Source organism: Flavobacterium ustbae, from assembly GCF_003946915.1.
Classification (GTDB): domain Bacteria; phylum Bacteroidota; class Bacteroidia; order Flavobacteriales; family Flavobacteriaceae; genus Flavobacterium; species Flavobacterium ustbae.
The window spans coordinates 15,545-30,441 of record NZ_RPOC01000019.1; the positions used below are offsets into that span (position 1 = coordinate 15,545).

A 14,897-nucleotide genomic window follows, 5' to 3' on the forward strand; every position below is an offset into this window, starting at 1 on the left:
TTTCCCCATTATGAAAAAAATAGTACTTATTACTTTGTTTTTAATTGGTGCTGCAAATCTTCAGGCGCAAGAATTAAAATGGTATACAGATGTTAGAGAAGCAATTACGATAAGTAACAAAGAGCAAAAGCCTATGCTTATGTTTTTTACAGGCAGTGATTGGTGCGGTTGGTGTATTCGTTTGCAAAATGAAGTTTTAAAGACTGCTGAGTTTAAAAAATGGGCGACAGATAATGTAGTTTTAGTAGAGTTAGATTATCCAAGATCGGTTCCTCAGACTCCAGAAGTTAAGAGTCAGAATAATGAATTGCAACAAGCGTTCGGTATTCAAGGTTTTCCAACTGTTTACTTTACAAGTGCAGAAACAAAAGATGGAAGAGTTAACTTTAAAGGTCTTGGTAAAACAGGATATGTTGCTGGCGGTCCATCAGCTTGGTTAACTGTTGCAGAAGGAATAGTGCATCCGAAGAAATTGTAAAATTTTTTATCTAAAATAATAAGGAAGGCCTTTTACATTGTAAGAGGCCTTTTTTTTTGTTTAGTAGGAAAAACTCTTTAAAAATTTCTTATCTATTGTGTATTTGGTATTTTATTATTGATAAAAAAACACATAATATATTTTTTATGCCAATAAAAATTGGATAATTAAAATATAATGTTAATTTCGTCTTGCTAATCTAACCAAAACCAATTAATATGACTAAAAAACTACTTGCCCTAGTGTTTTTTTTAGGTTCATTTATGATGCAAGCACAAAATTTAGCATGGAGAACTAACATGACAGATGCTATTGCTATTAGTAACGACCAGAAAAAACCAATGTTGATTTTATTCACTGCCTCAGGTGTACCGGAAAATCTTCAAAACGAAATCTTTAAAACACCAGATTTTGCTGTTTGGTCACGTGATAACGTGGTTTTAGTGAAACTGGATTTGTCCGATATCAACGCTTCAGATAGCGATCGCGAACAAAATGCGAAATTAAAAAATGCATTTGGAGTTCAAGATCTTCCAGAAGTATGCTTTGCAATGGCGTCGGTAAGAAAAAACAAAACTACGTTTAGCGCCTTAGGAAAAATAGCGTATAAACCGGGAGGAGCTAAAGCTTGGATTGCAGAATCAAATGCAATTTTGCATCCTGCCGAGTAGTAAACGATTTCATTTAACTTTTATTTTAATTTTTTTTAGTCCCTTTTTGTTTTACAGAAAGGGATTTTTTTATTAAAATACTCATCAAGAATTTAATGATTTTCATTAGTGTTTATTTCACATTTATTAAAAAATAAGCCATTTATTAGCAATTTGATTTTAATGCTCAGAAGTTGGTTTTTAATCTCTTAAAATTTTTATATGATTCTGTTTTTATAGTATTTTAGTTTTATTAACATAACCAAAACCAAAATTATATGCCAAAAAAATTACTTATTCTACTATTGTTTTTAAGTCCATTTTGTATGAATTCTCAAAATATAATATGGAAAACAGACATTAACGATGCTGTTGCTACAAGTGCAGAAAAAAGAAAACCATTGCTGATTTTTTTTACTGGTCAAGGGGTAAATCCTCAGTTGCAAAATGAAATTTTTTCTACTCGAGATTTCGAAGAATGGTCTCGAAAAAATGTTATTCTGGTTAAGCTTGATCTTTCAGATCCATCTATTACTGATGCTGCTAAAGAGCAAAATTTACTATTAAAGAATGCTTTGGGTATCGAAGAGATTCCGCAAGTTTGTTTTTCTGAAGTAACTGTTAGAAAAGGCAAAACAAATTTTAATAAGCTAGGTCTTATTGCGTATAGATCTTCTGCTAAAGCCTGGATTTCTGAATCAAATTCGATTTTAAATCCAGAATAAAAATTATAATCTATAATATCCCTTTTCTTTTGTTGAATGAAAAGGGATATTGTTTTTACGGCAACTTTTTTTCCAATATTTCTGAATAGAATTTGAGTTGGAGCCATCTGCAATTACAATTTTTGGATGCATGTTTTGCAATAGCCGATCCAAATTAATTCTCGAGGTTTGGGTAAGAATTAAAATGTCTGGATTTATTTTTTCTGAAAATATTCCTGTACTGTCAACGATGAAAATTTTGTTTTTTTTGAAGTAAAGAACATTTTTAATCTTTTTAATTCCAGATAAATCAATTGAGTTCCCTACGAGATATGAATTTATATTTTTGTTTTTGCGAATTGCTGTGTCTCTGGTAAAAAGCACAATATTTTTTCCCAAACGCTCCGAAATAAGCGTGTTATTTTTTTCGCTGTAAACTATTAATTCTTCTTCTTTTTCAGTTTCTATTTTGGTGTAGATAAACGAAAGCTGCACTATAATAATTGAGGCAAATGCAAATAACAATTTATGAAAACTCGGTTTTTTGATCCAAATTATTATACTTATTATTAAGAATGAAAATGCCCATAAATGATAGATGTTAAAGCTAATATCACGAATGACAAAGGAGTCAAAAGAAGCGACAGCATGAATCATGAGATTTAGCAAATAAATACTTTTCTCAAAAATAATTGTTATAAATAATGGAGGGTTTGTAAAAACAGCAATCACCATAACGATAATTCCTGCAATCATTATGAATGATAAAAGGGGAAGTATGATGATGTTTGTAACAAAAAATAAACCTGGAAATTGATGAAAATAATAAAGGCACAAAGGCAGAGTGCCAATCTGCGCGGCAAAAGAAACAGTTAGCGCTTCCCAAATATAAATGACGAACTTATTTTTCGGTTTATAAATATTTTTTAAAATAGGCTGCAGCCAAAGAATGAAAAATAACGCCAAATAGCTTAATTGAAAGCCCACATCAAATAAAAAATACGGTTCAAAAAGCAAAATCAGTAAAATAGAAACCAATAAAGTATGGTAAATATTGCCGTTTCTTCGAAGATGATTTCCAATTGCAAGAAATGAAAACATGACTACCGATCGTAGAACTGAAGGAGACAAACCGGAAATTATAGCAAAACCAGTTAATGAAATGAGAATCGAAGCTAATTTAATGAACGAGCCTTTTCTAGTGTTTGGAATTGGCTTCAGAATAAAAGTGATAAAGAGCATTATAAACCCTACATGAAGTCCAGAAACAGATAGAACGTGCGTAACTCCAGAATATTGGTAATCTTGAATAATATCTGCCGAAATCTCTTGTTGCTGGCCTAAAATTAAGGCGAGCGCGACATTCATTTCATCCTTGTTAAATTTTGATTTTTCAAGATTGGAGATTATTCTCGAATGCAATTTGGCACAATAATACCAAATGTCTTTTTGAATAGTTTTGCTAACCAAGATTTGACTTTTCTGGCAATAAATCTGCGCATAGATTTGTTTGTCGGCCAAATAACGACTGTAATCAAACTGATTCGGATTTTTGCTAGGTTTGTTTGGCTGTAAAACGGTTTGAATTTTAATGCTGTTTCCTATAATGAGACGGTTTTGACTGCTGTCTTTCTGGATGTTTATAATTACTTTTCCGGAGTAAGTTTTTCCTGAAATCGTTTTTATAAGGCCAATATATCGATCGCTATAATCGTTGCTTTTTAATTTTTCTCTTAAAAGTAAAGTTATTGATTGAGAATTTTTGAAAGCAGATTTGCAATGGGTATAATTGTTTTTGTGAAGGTTTTCGGTATGGCTTAAAAGTGTAAATGCTCCAACACAGAAAGATAGAATGTAGCTTGAAATTCCGAAAAAGTTTGATTTCTTGTTACGTTTTAAGTACCAAAAGAAAGCTCCGCAAAAGGCAATGAAACTCAGCGAAAGCGAAGAAATGATTACCGAAATTGGCAGAAAAAGATAATAACAGGCAATTACGCCTAATACAAAGGCAATTGTAATTTTTACTAAAGGAAAATCTAATACTTTCATGAAAACAAAAGTATTAAATTTGTAGGAAAAATAATAAATATTTTATTTACGGAATCACTCGATTTACCTGTTCAAAAGAATTTTTGTAATACGGTTCTTTAGTAGAAGAAATAATAACGCCTTTTGAAGTTGATGAATGCACAAATTTAACTTCATCAGAATTGGCTTCTGTAATTAATCCGACGTGATTTATAGTTCTGCTTTTATTGGTTTTAAAGAAGATTAAATCGCCTTTTTTTGCATCATTAAGCGGAATCACTTTTCCAACTTTTGCCTGCTCGTAAGAGGGTCTCGGAAGTTTGATATTCTCACTTTCAAAAGTAGTATAAACAAGTCCAGAGCAATCAAATCCGCTTTTTGTAGTTCCTCCTGCTTTATACCGAACCCCAATATTTTCAGTTGCTTTTTCAACTAAAATATTAACCAATTGCCTGTTTTCTTTTTTTGATTCGCTTTTTGTGCTATTTTTTGAAACCGCTGTTGAAGTCGATTTACAAGAAGTAAAAGCAATTGCTAAAAGCAGAAAAAGGATTATTCTTTTCAAAGTCAGTTAATTATTTTGTTTTAAATCGGATACGATAAGTTTTGCGGTATTTTTACTAGCACCAACTCCACCTAATTTTTGCTCTAATATATCGTAATTTTGTAGCACTTTATTGCGATGGCTAGGCTCTAATAATTTTTGAAGCTCTTCTTTTATTCGTTTTTTGTTACAATCTCCCTGAATTAATTCGGTTACCACTTCCTGATCCATAATTAAATTAACCAGAGAAATGTATTTTAAAGTAATGATTCGTTTTGCAATCTGATAAGAAACTTCGCTTCCTTTATAGCAAACCACTTCGGGAACTTTAAAAAGAGCTGTTTCTAGAGTTGCAGTTCCAGAAGTTACTAATGCAGCTGTTGAACAGCGAAGCAAGTCATACGTTTTATTGGAAACAAACGCGATGTTTTTGTTTTTTAGAAACTGCTGATAAAATTCATATTCCTGACTTGGAGCGCCTGCAATTACAAATTCGTAATCCTGAAAATCGTCAACAACGCTTAGCATTACGCTCAACATTTTGGTAATTTCCTGTTTACGGCTTCCGGGCAGAACGGCAATAATTGGTTTTTCGCCCAAATTATTTTCTTTTCTAAACAATTCCTGGTCAATTGCTGGCTGATTTTCGATGGCATCAATAAGCGGATGTCCAACAAAATCTACAGGAAAATGATGCTTGTCTTCGTAAAAGCTTTTTTCGAAAGGCAAAATAACATACATCTTGTCAACGTCTTGCTTGATGGCTTTAATTCGGTTTTCTTTCCAAGCCCAAATTTGAGGAGAAATATAATAATGTGTTTTATAGCCCAATTCTTTAGCCCATTTTGCAATTCGCATATTAAAACCTGGATAATCAATAAAAATGATCACATCTGGCTGAAATTCTGTGATGTCTTTTTTACAGATTTTGATGTTGTTTAATATGGTTTTTAAGTTAAAAATCACTTCAATGAAGCCCATAAAAGCCAAATCACGATAGTGTTTTACTAGAGTTCCGCCTGCTTTTTGCATTAAATCGCCTCCCCAAAATCTAATTTCTGCTTCTGGGTCTTCGGTATATAATGCCTTCATTAAATTGGAACCATGTAAATCTCCAGAGGCTTCTCCTGCAATGATGTAATACTTCATGTTGATTTTTTTGTAATGTGCTAAAAGTTGTAACTCCGTAATAACGGTGACTTAGCAAAGATAAGATTTAAATAACTAATGTTGAAATTGCCAGAACAATGACTGCTAAAATTATACCTCGAGCCATAAATTCTTTGTTTCTTTTTAAAAGAATAGCAAATACGGCAAGATTTAAAAGTGTTCCTAAAGTGATTATTTTTCCTAGATAGCCTTTTTCTCTAATGATTTGAAATCCCGAAGAAATGTCAAAGGTTGTAAAAAAAGTGATGAACAGATAGCTTCCTAAAAGGGCAGTGAAGATTCCGATTAGAAAACCAATTAATATTTCTTTAGTCATTTAATTTCCAAGTATTAAGTTGCTGAATAGAGTGGTGTGCAGTCAAGTCAAATTGTACAGGAACGACCGAAATGTACCCGTTTGCAAGAGCCCATTCGTCGGTATCTTCGCCTTGATCTTCGTTTACAAATTTTCCGGCGAGCCAGTAATAATCTTTTCCAAAAGGAGTTTGTCTTTTATCGAATTTTTGAGCGTAGTAGGCTTTCGCTTGACGGCAAACTTTAATTCCTTTAATTTCAGATTCCTTTAATTTTGGAAAATTGACGTTTAGAACAACTCCCAGAGGCAGTTTATTGGCAAGAGTTTCTAAAGCGATTTTTTTGACAAAAGATTTTATAGGTTCAAAATCGGCATTCCAGTCAAAATCTAAAAGAGAAAAACCAATTGCCTGAATGCCTTCAATTCCTGCTTCGACAGCCGCACTCATCGTTCCCGAATAAATAACATTGATAGAAGAATTTGATCCGTGATTTATTCCCGAAACGCATAAATCGGGTTTGCGTTTTAAGATTTCGTTTACTGCCAGTTTTACACAATCTACGGGAGTTCCAGAGCAGCTATATTCTGCAATTGTGTCATCGTCTTTGGATATTTTGTCAAGAAATAAAGTGTTATTTATCGTAATAGCGTGTCCCATTGCGCTTTGTGGTTTGTCTGGTGCAACGACTATTACATCGCCTATGGTTTCCATAACACTAATAAGGGCTCTAATTCCGGGAGCCAAAATACCATCATCGTTTGTTACTAAAATTAGTGGTTTCTCAGCTTTCATTTAATAAATATTATGTGTAGTTTTAACAATTGTAAGATTTTAAATCTAAAATTAATCGCAAATTCATTGTGATAAGTCACAAATAATGCAAAATTTGTCAACTAAGGTAAAGAACTTTTTTGCGAATTAAACATTTTTATATCTTTAACAAAAAATTATCGTGGCGTTAGCTCTCGTGGCATAGTTTTTAACGTAACTTAGATAAAAAAATTGATGAATGCTATTATAAAGTTTATGAAAAGAAATTATAAGATACTCATAGCCGTATTGTGCCTATCGCTTACCTTATTTGCATTTAAGATGAATGCGGACAGGACAATCGACCCAGATCCTAATAGAGATAAGACACTTTTAGAATTACTAGCATTTGTTATTGAAAAAGGGCATTATAGTCCTGCAGAAGTAAATGATGAATTTTCAAAAGGTATTTTTAAAGATTATATTGAGGCTCTAGATCCTTCAAAAAGATTTTTCCTTCAGTCTGATATTGATGAATTTAAGCAATATGAATTAATGCTGGATGATCAATTTTTGAATAAAGATATCACTTTTTTTAACCTTACTTATACAAGGTTGATGAAGCGTATGGAAGAAAGCAAAAAACGTTACAAAACGATTTTGGCTCAGCCATTTAACTATAATGTCGATGAGACTTTTGATGCGGATTATGAGAAAATCCCGTATGCAAAAAACTTAACGGAGATTAACGAAAGATGGAGAAAACAGATAAAATTATCGACACTTTCTTCTTTAGTTACAAAACAAAAAATTGAAGAAGAAAAGAAGAAAAAAGATGCAGCTTACAAAGAAAAATCTTTTGAAACTTTAGAAAAAGAAACGCGCGAAAGCTCTTTGAAGTCTTTAGATGATAACTTTAGCGTAATTAAAGATTTGAATAGAGAATATTGGTTTTCTGTGTATTTGAACTCTATTATGGCTCGTTTTGATCCGCATACAAGTTATTTTGCGCCAGAAGAAAAAGACCGTTTTGATGTAAATATAAGTGGTAAATTGGAAGGTATTGGTGCTCGTTTGACTAAGAAAAATGATTTTACTCAAATTGATGAGCTAATTTCTGGTGGTCCGGCTTGGAAAGGAAAACAACTTGAAGCAGGAGATTTAATCTTGAAAGTTGCTCAAGGAAATGAAGAGCCAGTAGATGTTGTTGGAATGCGTTTGGATGATGTGGTGAAAAAAATTAAAGGCCACAAAGGGACTGAAGTTAAATTGACAGTTAAAAAAGTAGACGGTTCTATCAAGGTAATTTCGATTATTAGAGATGTTGTTGAAATTGAAGAAACATACGCTAAATCTAGTATTGTAGAGAAAAACGGATTGAAATATGGCGTAATTTATCTTCCTAAATTTTATATCGATTTTGAAAATAAAGACGGACGTGACGCAGGAAAAGATATTGCTCGCGAGGTTGAAAGATTGAAACAACAAAATATTAACGGTATCGTATTGGATGTTCGTGATGATGGCGGTGGATCTCTTTCTACTGTTGTTGATATTGCCGGTTTATTTATCGAAGAAGGACCAATTGTTCAGGTAAAATCTGCGGGTAAAAAGAAAGAAGTTTTATACGATAAAGATAAAAAAATCGAGTGGGACGGTCCGTTGGTAATTATGGTAAACAGTTTCTCTGCGTCGGCGTCTGAAATCTTAGCGGCAGCTATTCAAGATTACAAACGTGGAGTAATTATCGGAAGTAAGCAGACTTACGGTAAAGGAACTGTACAAAACGTATTAGATTTGAATCAGTTTGTACGTAATGCAAATTATGGAGATCTTGGTGCATTGAAAATTACAGGACAGAAATTTTACAGAATTAATGGAGGTTCTACTCAATTGGAAGGTGTTCATAGTGATGTGGTAATGCCAGATCGTTATGCTTACTTAAAAATGGGAGAAAGAGATATTGATAACGCAATGCCTTGGGATAAAATTGATCCAGCCGATTACAGCACTTGGACTTCTACGGAGAATTTCAATAAAGCAATTATGAACAGTAAAAACAGAATTGCTCAAAACGCTCAATTTAAGTTAATTGATGATAATGCGAAATGGATTGATGTTAAAAACAAAGAGAACGTATACAGTTTGAATATCACGAGTTTTAAAGCAACTCAGGAACAAGTTGAAAATGAAGGAAAAAAATACAAGCCAATTTCTGATTACAAAAACGATTTGATCTTTAAATCACTTCCTTATGAAGAAGAAGAAATGAAAGCAGATGCTTCTTTAAAAGAGAAGAGAGATGCATGGCACCAAGCTTTATCTAAAGATGTTTATGTAGAAGAAGCTTTGAATGTATTAGATGATTTACAAACAAAGGGTTTGGTAAAAAATACGGTTAATCCGAAAATGAAGAAGGATAAACTAGTGAAGTCTTAAGTTCGAAGAGAATTTAATTTGTTTAAAAAACGCTCTATAAATTTTTGAATTTATGGAGCGTTTTTTTGTAAGTTTATCTTTTAAAAATAGTAATATGAAAGTTTGTTTGAGTTTGGTTTTAATGAGTTTTGCATTGTTTTCTTGTAAAAAAGAAAATGTAGAAATTACAGAGAAAGAAAGTAATGAAGAAGCTATTTCTTTTAAGGGAAATTCTACAAGTACAGATTCTGTATATACGGTTGCTTATTTGCCAACTTCAACAACGAAGCAGATTGTAAAACACCAATATTATACCTTGTCGTATAATGAAAAATTTGAACAGGCGGAATGGGTGGCTTACGAATTAAAAAAGGAATATTTAAAAAATAATGATTTTAAAAGACCTTATTTTATTGAAGATCCAAATGTAACAACAGGTTCTGCTGATTGGAGAAACTATAAAAATTCAGGTTATGATAAAGGGCATCTTTGCCCTGCTGGAGACATGGAATTCAGTAAAGACGCTTACAATGATACTTTTTACACCTCGAATATTTCTCCGCAGAAAAAGAAATTCAATTCTGGAATTTGGAACAGAATAGAGCAGAAAACGCGTTACTGGGCAGGAAAATATAATGATATTTATGTGGTAACAGGCGGGATTTTGAAAGATACGGATAAAAAAATAGGGACAGAAAATGTTGCTGTCCCTAAATATTTTTATAAAATCGTTTTGGCTAAAAAAGGCAAAGAGCATAAAGCAATTGCTTTCTTGGTTCCCAACGAAAAGAGTGACAAATCTATTTATGATTTTGTTGTTCCGATCGAGACTTTAGAAAAAATGACTGGAATTGATTTCTTTCCGAATCTTAAAAATTTAAAAAGCAGTAAGGACTTTTAAATCTGCAATAGTTTCTGTTGGATTTTCGGCTTTAAAGACAAAGCTTCCAGCAACTAAAACATCGGCTCCAGCTTCTACTAATTGTTTGGCATTTTTGCTTGTTACGCCACCGTCAATTTCGATTAGTGTGGAAGCATTTTTGCGTGTAATTAGCGCTTTTAGTTTCTTTACTTTATCATAAGTGTTTTCGATGAATGACTGGCCTCCAAATCCTGGATTAACGCTCATAATACAAACGACGTCAATATCATTAATAACGTCTTCTAATAAGTCAACATTGGTATGCGGATTCATAGCTACTCCAGCTTTCATTCCTTCAGCTTTAATGGCTTGCAATGTTCTATGCAAGTGTGTGCAAGCTTCGTAATGTACAGTCAGTCCATTTGCGCCTAAATCGGCAAAAGTTTTAATGTATCGATCTGGATCGATAATCATTAAATGTACATCGATATATTTTTTTGCATGTTTTGCAATAGCTTCTAAAACCGGCATTCCGAAAGAAATATTTGGAACAAAAACTCCATCCATAATATCAATATGAAACCAATCGGCTTGACTGTTATTAATCATTTCGACATCGCGCTGTAAATTGGCAAAATCCGCAGCAAGAACAGAAGGAGCAATAAATGTATTTTTCATTGTAGTGTGTTGTTTTCTACAAAGATACTTAGAATATGAAATTTTACCGCAAAGCACACAAAGGATTTTCGCAAAGTTCGCAAGGTTTCTTTATAGTTTTTAGGAGGCAAAGATCACAAAGCTTTGTATGCTTGCCTTCAAGATAAACTTTATAATCTTAGCGAACTTTGCGTTACAAAAAAGATTAAAATAAAAAACTCCGGTAATCAGCCGGAGTTTCAATCATCAATCAAAAAACGAACAGTCAATCAAACTGTTGTTTGGGATAAAATTCCAAATTATAAAACCCAAATCCCAATTTTGTTGGAATTTGGTCCCGAAGTTTCGGGATTAAATATTGAAATTTAATATTGTTATCCTAAATAAGTTTTAAGGATTTTACTTCTAGAAGTGTGTTTCAATCGACGGATTGCTTTTTCTTTAATCTGACGAACACGCTCACGAGTTAGGTCGAAAGTTTCTCCAATTTCTTCAAGAGTCATTGGGTGCTGATCGCCAAGACCAAAATACAAACGTACAACATCTGCCTCTCTTGGAGTTAATGTTTCTAAAGAACGTTCGATTTCAGTACGAAGAGATTCGTGAATTAATTCTCTATCAGGATTTGGAGATTCGCCAGAACGTAATACGTCATAAAGGTTAGAATCTTCTCCTTCAACAAGAGGAGCATCCATAGATAGGTGACGTCCAGAGTTTTTCATAGACTCTTTTACGTCGTTTACAGTCATGTCAAGTTCTTTTGCAATTTCTTCAGCAGAAGGCGGGCGCTCGTTAGATTGCTCTAATAAAGCGTACATTTTGTTGATTTTATTGATAGAACCAATTTTATTTAATGGTAAACGTACAATACGTGATTGCTCAGCCAAAGCTTGAAGAATCGATTGACGAATCCACCATACAGCGTAAGAAATGAATTTAAAACCACGAGTTTCATCAAAACGTTGAGCCGCTTTAATTAAACCTAAGTTTCCTTCATTAATTAAGTCAGGAAGAGTTAATCCTTGATTTTGATATTGTTTAGCCACAGATACGACGAAACGTAGGTTGGCTTTTGTTAGTTTTTCTAAAGCTCTTTGATCACCAGCCTTTATTCTTTGTGCTAATTCTACCTCTTCATCAGCGGTAATTAGGTCAACTTTTCCAATTTCTTGTAGATATTTATCTAACGATGCAGTTTCACGATTAGTTACCTGCTTGGTGATTTTAAGTTGTCTCATGTTGTTGTCTCCCTATTTTTAAAGTGTACAAATGATTATACGTAGAGAGTATCGAAAAAGTTACAATTTGACGGATTTTTTTCAAATAAAAAAACTCCAGAACTATAAAGTGCTGGAGTATTGGTGTTTATGATGTGTTTTTTTAGTTTAAAGAAGTGTCTTTTACCTCTATAAATTCACTTATTGAAACGGGTGTTCCGTTTTTTGTAAATCCTTCTAATCTTATTTCAAAATTTCCTGAAATATCCGAAGTATAGAAAGAGTTATTATTTGATTCGTTTAATTTGAGATCCGGAATCCAGAATAACTGATTTCTGTAATCTGGAATTCGAGAGTTATCGACTTGGTTGTTGTATTCGATTTTGTTATATATTTTTTTCGGTTTAGGACTCAGAATGTCGGTTTTTACAATTGAACTTCCTGTCTGAGTGCTAGTGAAATTTTTATCGAAAGTAGTAAAACTTATTAAACCGTTAAAAGGTTTTGATCCCACATAATAACGCCCAATAATTATGTCAACTTTGAAAACGTTTTTCATTGGATAATTCATCAGGTCATTTTGATTTTCTAAATATAAACCGTCAATCAATACCAAAGCGGGCTCCGGCAACTGAGGAAATACGCTTGGATCGTTTACATGCAAATAATTTTTTCCGTCTTTTTGTCTTATAAAAATATCTGTTACCACCTCGATTGCCGTTTCTTTCAGCGTTTTAAATCTGGTGTAATCGTCCAGAACATATGTTTTAGCAAGTGGTGAATAAAAAGGTTCTAAAGTTGGAACTTTAGAAAGATTATCTACTTTTTTATGAAAATAAGCATTTTCAATCTGAGCCGAAATGGATCTTTCTAGAATACTTTCTTTTAGAGAATAAGAAAGATTAACCGGTGCAGGAAATGTCAACCCAGAATAATTAATTTCAGGATCATTGTTTAATTTCAGAGTGTAATTTTCAGCTTTTTCATCAATAAGCTGCACCGTTATATTCGACGTGTAGTAGGTATCTTTTATGTAAAACACAAAATTTCCTGCCGCATCAGTTTGCGAAATTTCGAAAGTAAACGATTTTCCCGGTAAGGATAAACCAATAAATTTATCATTTACATTATCTGTGTTGTTTTTGGCAGTAATTTTTCCCGAAATAATTCCTCCGCGAGCTTCAGGCAAGTATAGTGTACTTGTCGGATTTTGAATATTCAGAACATTAATTTCTTTTGATGAAGAAGAAAATTCAGTTGCCGATGCTTGTTTTTTAGTAGAAATGTTATCTGTTTTTCTAACGGATAAAGAATAATTTCCGTCTTCAAAAAGAGAATTTGCTGTTTCAATTTTTAAATCGACAAACTCACGCGTTGAAAATGTTTTTTTAGGAATTCTAATTTTAATGTTAGAATTTGTATTTGATACATTATTTGAAATAACTTCTGAATTTACTATTGGAGAATTCGTAGTTACTGATGTTGCTTTAATTTCAGCTTCATTCTTAGTTTCTGATTTAAAAGGATTAACGATCGTTAAATCTATTTGAAAGTAATCAGAAATTTTTTTGTTAAGCATCCAGGTTGTATATCCGATAAGTTTATAATTTCCTGTTTTTAAGGTTGTCGGAATAAAATAATCGCCTTGTCCAGTGCTATTCTGTAAAGCAATCTTGGTTTTGAAAACAGATTTCTGGTTTTCGTCTACAAGTTCAACATACCCCACTTTACTAATCGTACTTGGGGTTTTATCAGAAGATTTTAAGCAGTAAATCTTGAATAGGATTGTCTCTCCACAAACAAATGACGAAGCATTTGAATGGATGAATACCGTTTCGTCTAAGGTAACGGTTTGTTGTGCGTTTATGAATTGCCCACTAATTAGAGTGAACAATAGTATAAGGGTTTTTAATTTGTCCAAAATGAAGGTATTTGATTAGACGAAAATGATGTACAATCACCGCATTCAACTGGTACGGTGTAATAAAAAGAACTTTCGATGTTAAACTTATATCTGATTTTGTTGGCATTAAGTCTGTCGATTAATAATTTCCCTTCACATGGATTCGGTATGCTAAAATAAAAACAGAATTTGTATTCTTCTTCTGTACAATCGGTTACGTATGGAGGAAGTAGTTCTCCCGCAAAAAGATCTTTGTAATTAAAAAATATTCTTTTCTCTGAATAAGATGAAACTTCGAAGAATCCAATCGCTTTTTGATCTGTATGCGAAATACATCTAATATTTCCGCTTACAAATCCTGGTTGTTTAGGCGAAAGCACACTTCCTGAACTTGAAATTTCTTTCATCGTTCTACGAAATGTATACGATTCTAAACTCTGTACATATTGTTTAACCAAAATGGAATAACGGTGACTTATAATGTAATTTTGATCACTTATAAATCGTACAGGAAAATTTACACGGTCTTCATGCAAATCTGTGGTTGTGGTTAAAATAATATCGTTTGACAGTTTTGTGCTGTAGCAGGTACGTGTATTAGGATCATTAGGCTGTAATTCTACATTTTCAGGACCAGTTACTACCAGTTTTTCTTGTCTCCAGACTGGTGCAACAATCTTATATGTTTCTTCATATTCATATCTGTAATATTTTGAAGTATTTGTTGGGTCATAATTGGTTACACGAATCTCAACCCCTCGTCCTTCTTTGCTGTCTGTAATAACTGCAGGATTCACATCGATTATCGGATTTTCGGTAGTCAATGTTTCATTTGTAGATTCATAAACTTTACCGTCTTTAGTTTTAATTTCCAGAGTATAAATGGTATTTGCTGTTGCCTGAAAAGGAGTGTCAGAAACATAAATTCCGTCTTTTTCAGAAAATGGATAAACGGTACCCAGATTATCTTTAACAATTACGCTTGCTCCACTTTCAATTTCTACTCCGTCGTCTTCTAATCTAGCTGTTTTAGAAAGTTTGATTTCCTGAGTTTTAAGTTCATTTGTGATTGTTGCTTCTACAACCAGCGCTTCTTCGTAGTTGTCCGACTGTAAAGTGTAGCTTTCTGCACAACTATTCAATAGTACGCACAGCAACAATATAAAGATGGATCTGTTTTTTTGTATTGTTTTCATGATTTTTAAATCCATTTTGTTGTA

General features: G+C 32.8%; 14 protein-coding genes. 5 read left to right on the forward strand and 9 right to left on the reverse strand.

Annotated elements, in window-relative coordinates; all coding sequences use genetic code 11:
- The first annotated feature begins 10 nt into the window (after nucleotides 1-10).
- From EG814_RS18045 to EG814_RS18055, 3 genes are all read left to right on the forward strand, one after another.
- Entirely contained in the window at nucleotides 11-478 is a 468-nt protein-coding gene (locus EG814_RS18045; RefSeq protein ID WP_125723286.1) for a thioredoxin family protein, read from the forward strand.
- A 218-nt stretch (nucleotides 479-696) separates the two neighbouring features.
- Nucleotides 697-1,149 carry a thioredoxin domain-containing protein gene (locus EG814_RS18050; protein WP_125723287.1) on the forward strand — a complete coding sequence of 151 codons (453 nt, stop codon included), beginning with the start codon at nucleotides 697-699 and terminating at the stop codon, nucleotides 1,147-1,149.
- Nucleotides 1,150-1,406: 257 nt separating this feature from the next.
- Complete coding sequence (locus EG814_RS18055; protein WP_164515342.1) at nucleotides 1,407-1,853, forward strand: thioredoxin domain-containing protein; 447 nt, start codon at nucleotides 1,407-1,409, stop codon at nucleotides 1,851-1,853.
- A gap of 3 nt (nucleotides 1,854-1,856) precedes the next feature.
- Here EG814_RS18055 and EG814_RS18060 read toward each other — a convergent pair whose 3' ends face one another.
- From EG814_RS18060 to surE, 5 genes are all read right to left on the reverse strand, one after another.
- Nucleotides 1,857-3,881: a ComEC/Rec2 family competence protein gene (locus tag EG814_RS18060; protein ID WP_125723288.1), complete on the reverse strand. Its 2,025-nt coding sequence runs from the start codon at nucleotides 3,879-3,881 to the stop codon at nucleotides 1,857-1,859.
- Between the two features lie 46 nt (nucleotides 3,882-3,927).
- The gene (locus tag EG814_RS18065) at nucleotides 3,928-4,425 is read right to left on the reverse strand and encodes a C40 family peptidase (protein WP_125723289.1); all 498 of its coding nucleotides are present in this window, start codon (nucleotides 4,423-4,425) and stop codon (nucleotides 3,928-3,930) included.
- Nucleotides 4,426-4,431: 6 nt separating this feature from the next.
- Nucleotides 4,432-5,553 carry a lipid-A-disaccharide synthase gene (lpxB, locus tag EG814_RS18070; protein ID WP_125723290.1) on the reverse strand — a complete coding sequence of 374 codons (1,122 nt, stop codon included), beginning with the start codon at nucleotides 5,551-5,553 and terminating at the stop codon, nucleotides 4,432-4,434.
- A gap of 67 nt (nucleotides 5,554-5,620) precedes the next feature.
- Nucleotides 5,621-5,890, reverse strand: coding sequence for a hypothetical protein (locus tag EG814_RS18075; protein ID WP_125723291.1), 270 nt, complete (start codon nucleotides 5,888-5,890; stop codon nucleotides 5,621-5,623).
- A complete protein-coding gene (gene surE, locus EG814_RS18080; protein WP_125723292.1) occupies nucleotides 5,883-6,662 on the reverse strand; it encodes a 5'/3'-nucleotidase SurE in 780 nt (259 codons plus the stop codon). Before surE ends, EG814_RS18075 begins: the two co-directional genes overlap by 8 nt.
- Nucleotides 6,663-6,875: 213 nt before the next feature.
- Between surE and EG814_RS18085 the strand changes: the two genes are divergently transcribed.
- The gene (locus EG814_RS18085) at nucleotides 6,876-9,059 is read left to right on the forward strand and encodes a carboxy terminal-processing peptidase (protein ID WP_125723293.1); all 2,184 of its coding nucleotides are present in this window, start codon (nucleotides 6,876-6,878) and stop codon (nucleotides 9,057-9,059) included.
- Nucleotides 9,060-9,153: 94 nt separating this feature from the next.
- Nucleotides 9,154-9,939: a DNA/RNA non-specific endonuclease gene (locus EG814_RS18090; protein WP_125723294.1), complete on the forward strand. Its 786-nt coding sequence runs from the start codon at nucleotides 9,154-9,156 to the stop codon at nucleotides 9,937-9,939.
- On the opposite strand, the gene rpe is transcribed toward EG814_RS18090, so the two are convergent.
- The 4 genes from rpe to EG814_RS18110 all read right to left on the reverse strand — a co-directional run bounded on the left by rpe (nucleotide 9,916) and on the right by EG814_RS18110 (nucleotide 14,873).
- A complete protein-coding gene (gene rpe / locus EG814_RS18095; RefSeq protein ID WP_125723295.1) occupies nucleotides 9,916-10,578 on the reverse strand; it encodes a ribulose-phosphate 3-epimerase in 663 nt (220 codons plus the stop codon). The two genes, EG814_RS18090 and rpe, sit on opposite strands and share 24 nt — an antisense overlap.
- Before the next feature lie 353 nt (nucleotides 10,579-10,931).
- Entirely contained in the window at nucleotides 10,932-11,795 is an 864-nt protein-coding gene (locus EG814_RS18100) for a sigma-70 family RNA polymerase sigma factor (RefSeq protein ID WP_007804760.1), read from the reverse strand.
- A 142-nt stretch (nucleotides 11,796-11,937) separates the two neighbouring features.
- On the reverse strand, nucleotides 11,938-13,695 hold the full coding sequence (locus tag EG814_RS18105; RefSeq protein ID WP_125723296.1) for a hypothetical protein: 1,758 nt from the start codon (nucleotides 13,693-13,695) through the stop codon (nucleotides 11,938-11,940).
- A complete protein-coding gene (locus tag EG814_RS18110) occupies nucleotides 13,683-14,873 on the reverse strand; it encodes a DUF4249 domain-containing protein (protein ID WP_235831008.1) in 1,191 nt (396 codons plus the stop codon). Before EG814_RS18110 ends, EG814_RS18105 begins: the two co-directional genes overlap by 13 nt.
- Nucleotides 14,874-14,897: the final 24 nt, after the last annotated feature.

Coding starts and splice junctions, on each gene's coding strand:
- EG814_RS18060 (WP_125723288.1), bottom strand. CDS start 3,881: ATGAAAGTATTAGATTTTCCTTTAGTAAAAATTACAATTGCCTTTGTA.
- EG814_RS18090 (WP_125723294.1), top strand. CDS start 9,154: ATGAAAGTTTGTTTGAGTTTGGTTTTAATGAGTTTTGCATTGTTTTCT.
- EG814_RS18075 (WP_125723291.1), bottom strand. CDS start 5,890: ATGACTAAAGAAATATTAATTGGTTTTCTAATCGGAATCTTCACTGCC.
- EG814_RS18055 (WP_164515342.1), top strand. CDS start 1,407: ATGCCAAAAAAATTACTTATTCTACTATTGTTTTTAAGTCCATTTTGT.
- EG814_RS18110 (WP_235831008.1), bottom strand. CDS start 14,873: ATGAAAACAATACAAAAAAACAGATCCATCTTTATATTGTTGCTGTGC.
- surE (WP_125723292.1), bottom strand. CDS start 6,662: ATGAAAGCTGAGAAACCACTAATTTTAGTAACAAACGATGATGGTATT.
- EG814_RS18050 (WP_125723287.1), top strand. CDS start 697: ATGACTAAAAAACTACTTGCCCTAGTGTTTTTTTTAGGTTCATTTATG.
- EG814_RS18085 (WP_125723293.1), top strand. CDS start 6,876: ATGAATGCTATTATAAAGTTTATGAAAAGAAATTATAAGATACTCATA.
- EG814_RS18100 (WP_007804760.1), bottom strand. CDS start 11,795: ATGAGACAACTTAAAATCACCAAGCAGGTAACTAATCGTGAAACTGCA.
- rpe (WP_125723295.1), bottom strand. CDS start 10,578: ATGAAAAATACATTTATTGCTCCTTCTGTTCTTGCTGCGGATTTTGCC.
- lpxB (WP_125723290.1), bottom strand. CDS start 5,553: ATGAAGTATTACATCATTGCAGGAGAAGCCTCTGGAGATTTACATGGT.
- EG814_RS18045 (WP_125723286.1), top strand. CDS start 11: ATGAAAAAAATAGTACTTATTACTTTGTTTTTAATTGGTGCTGCAAAT.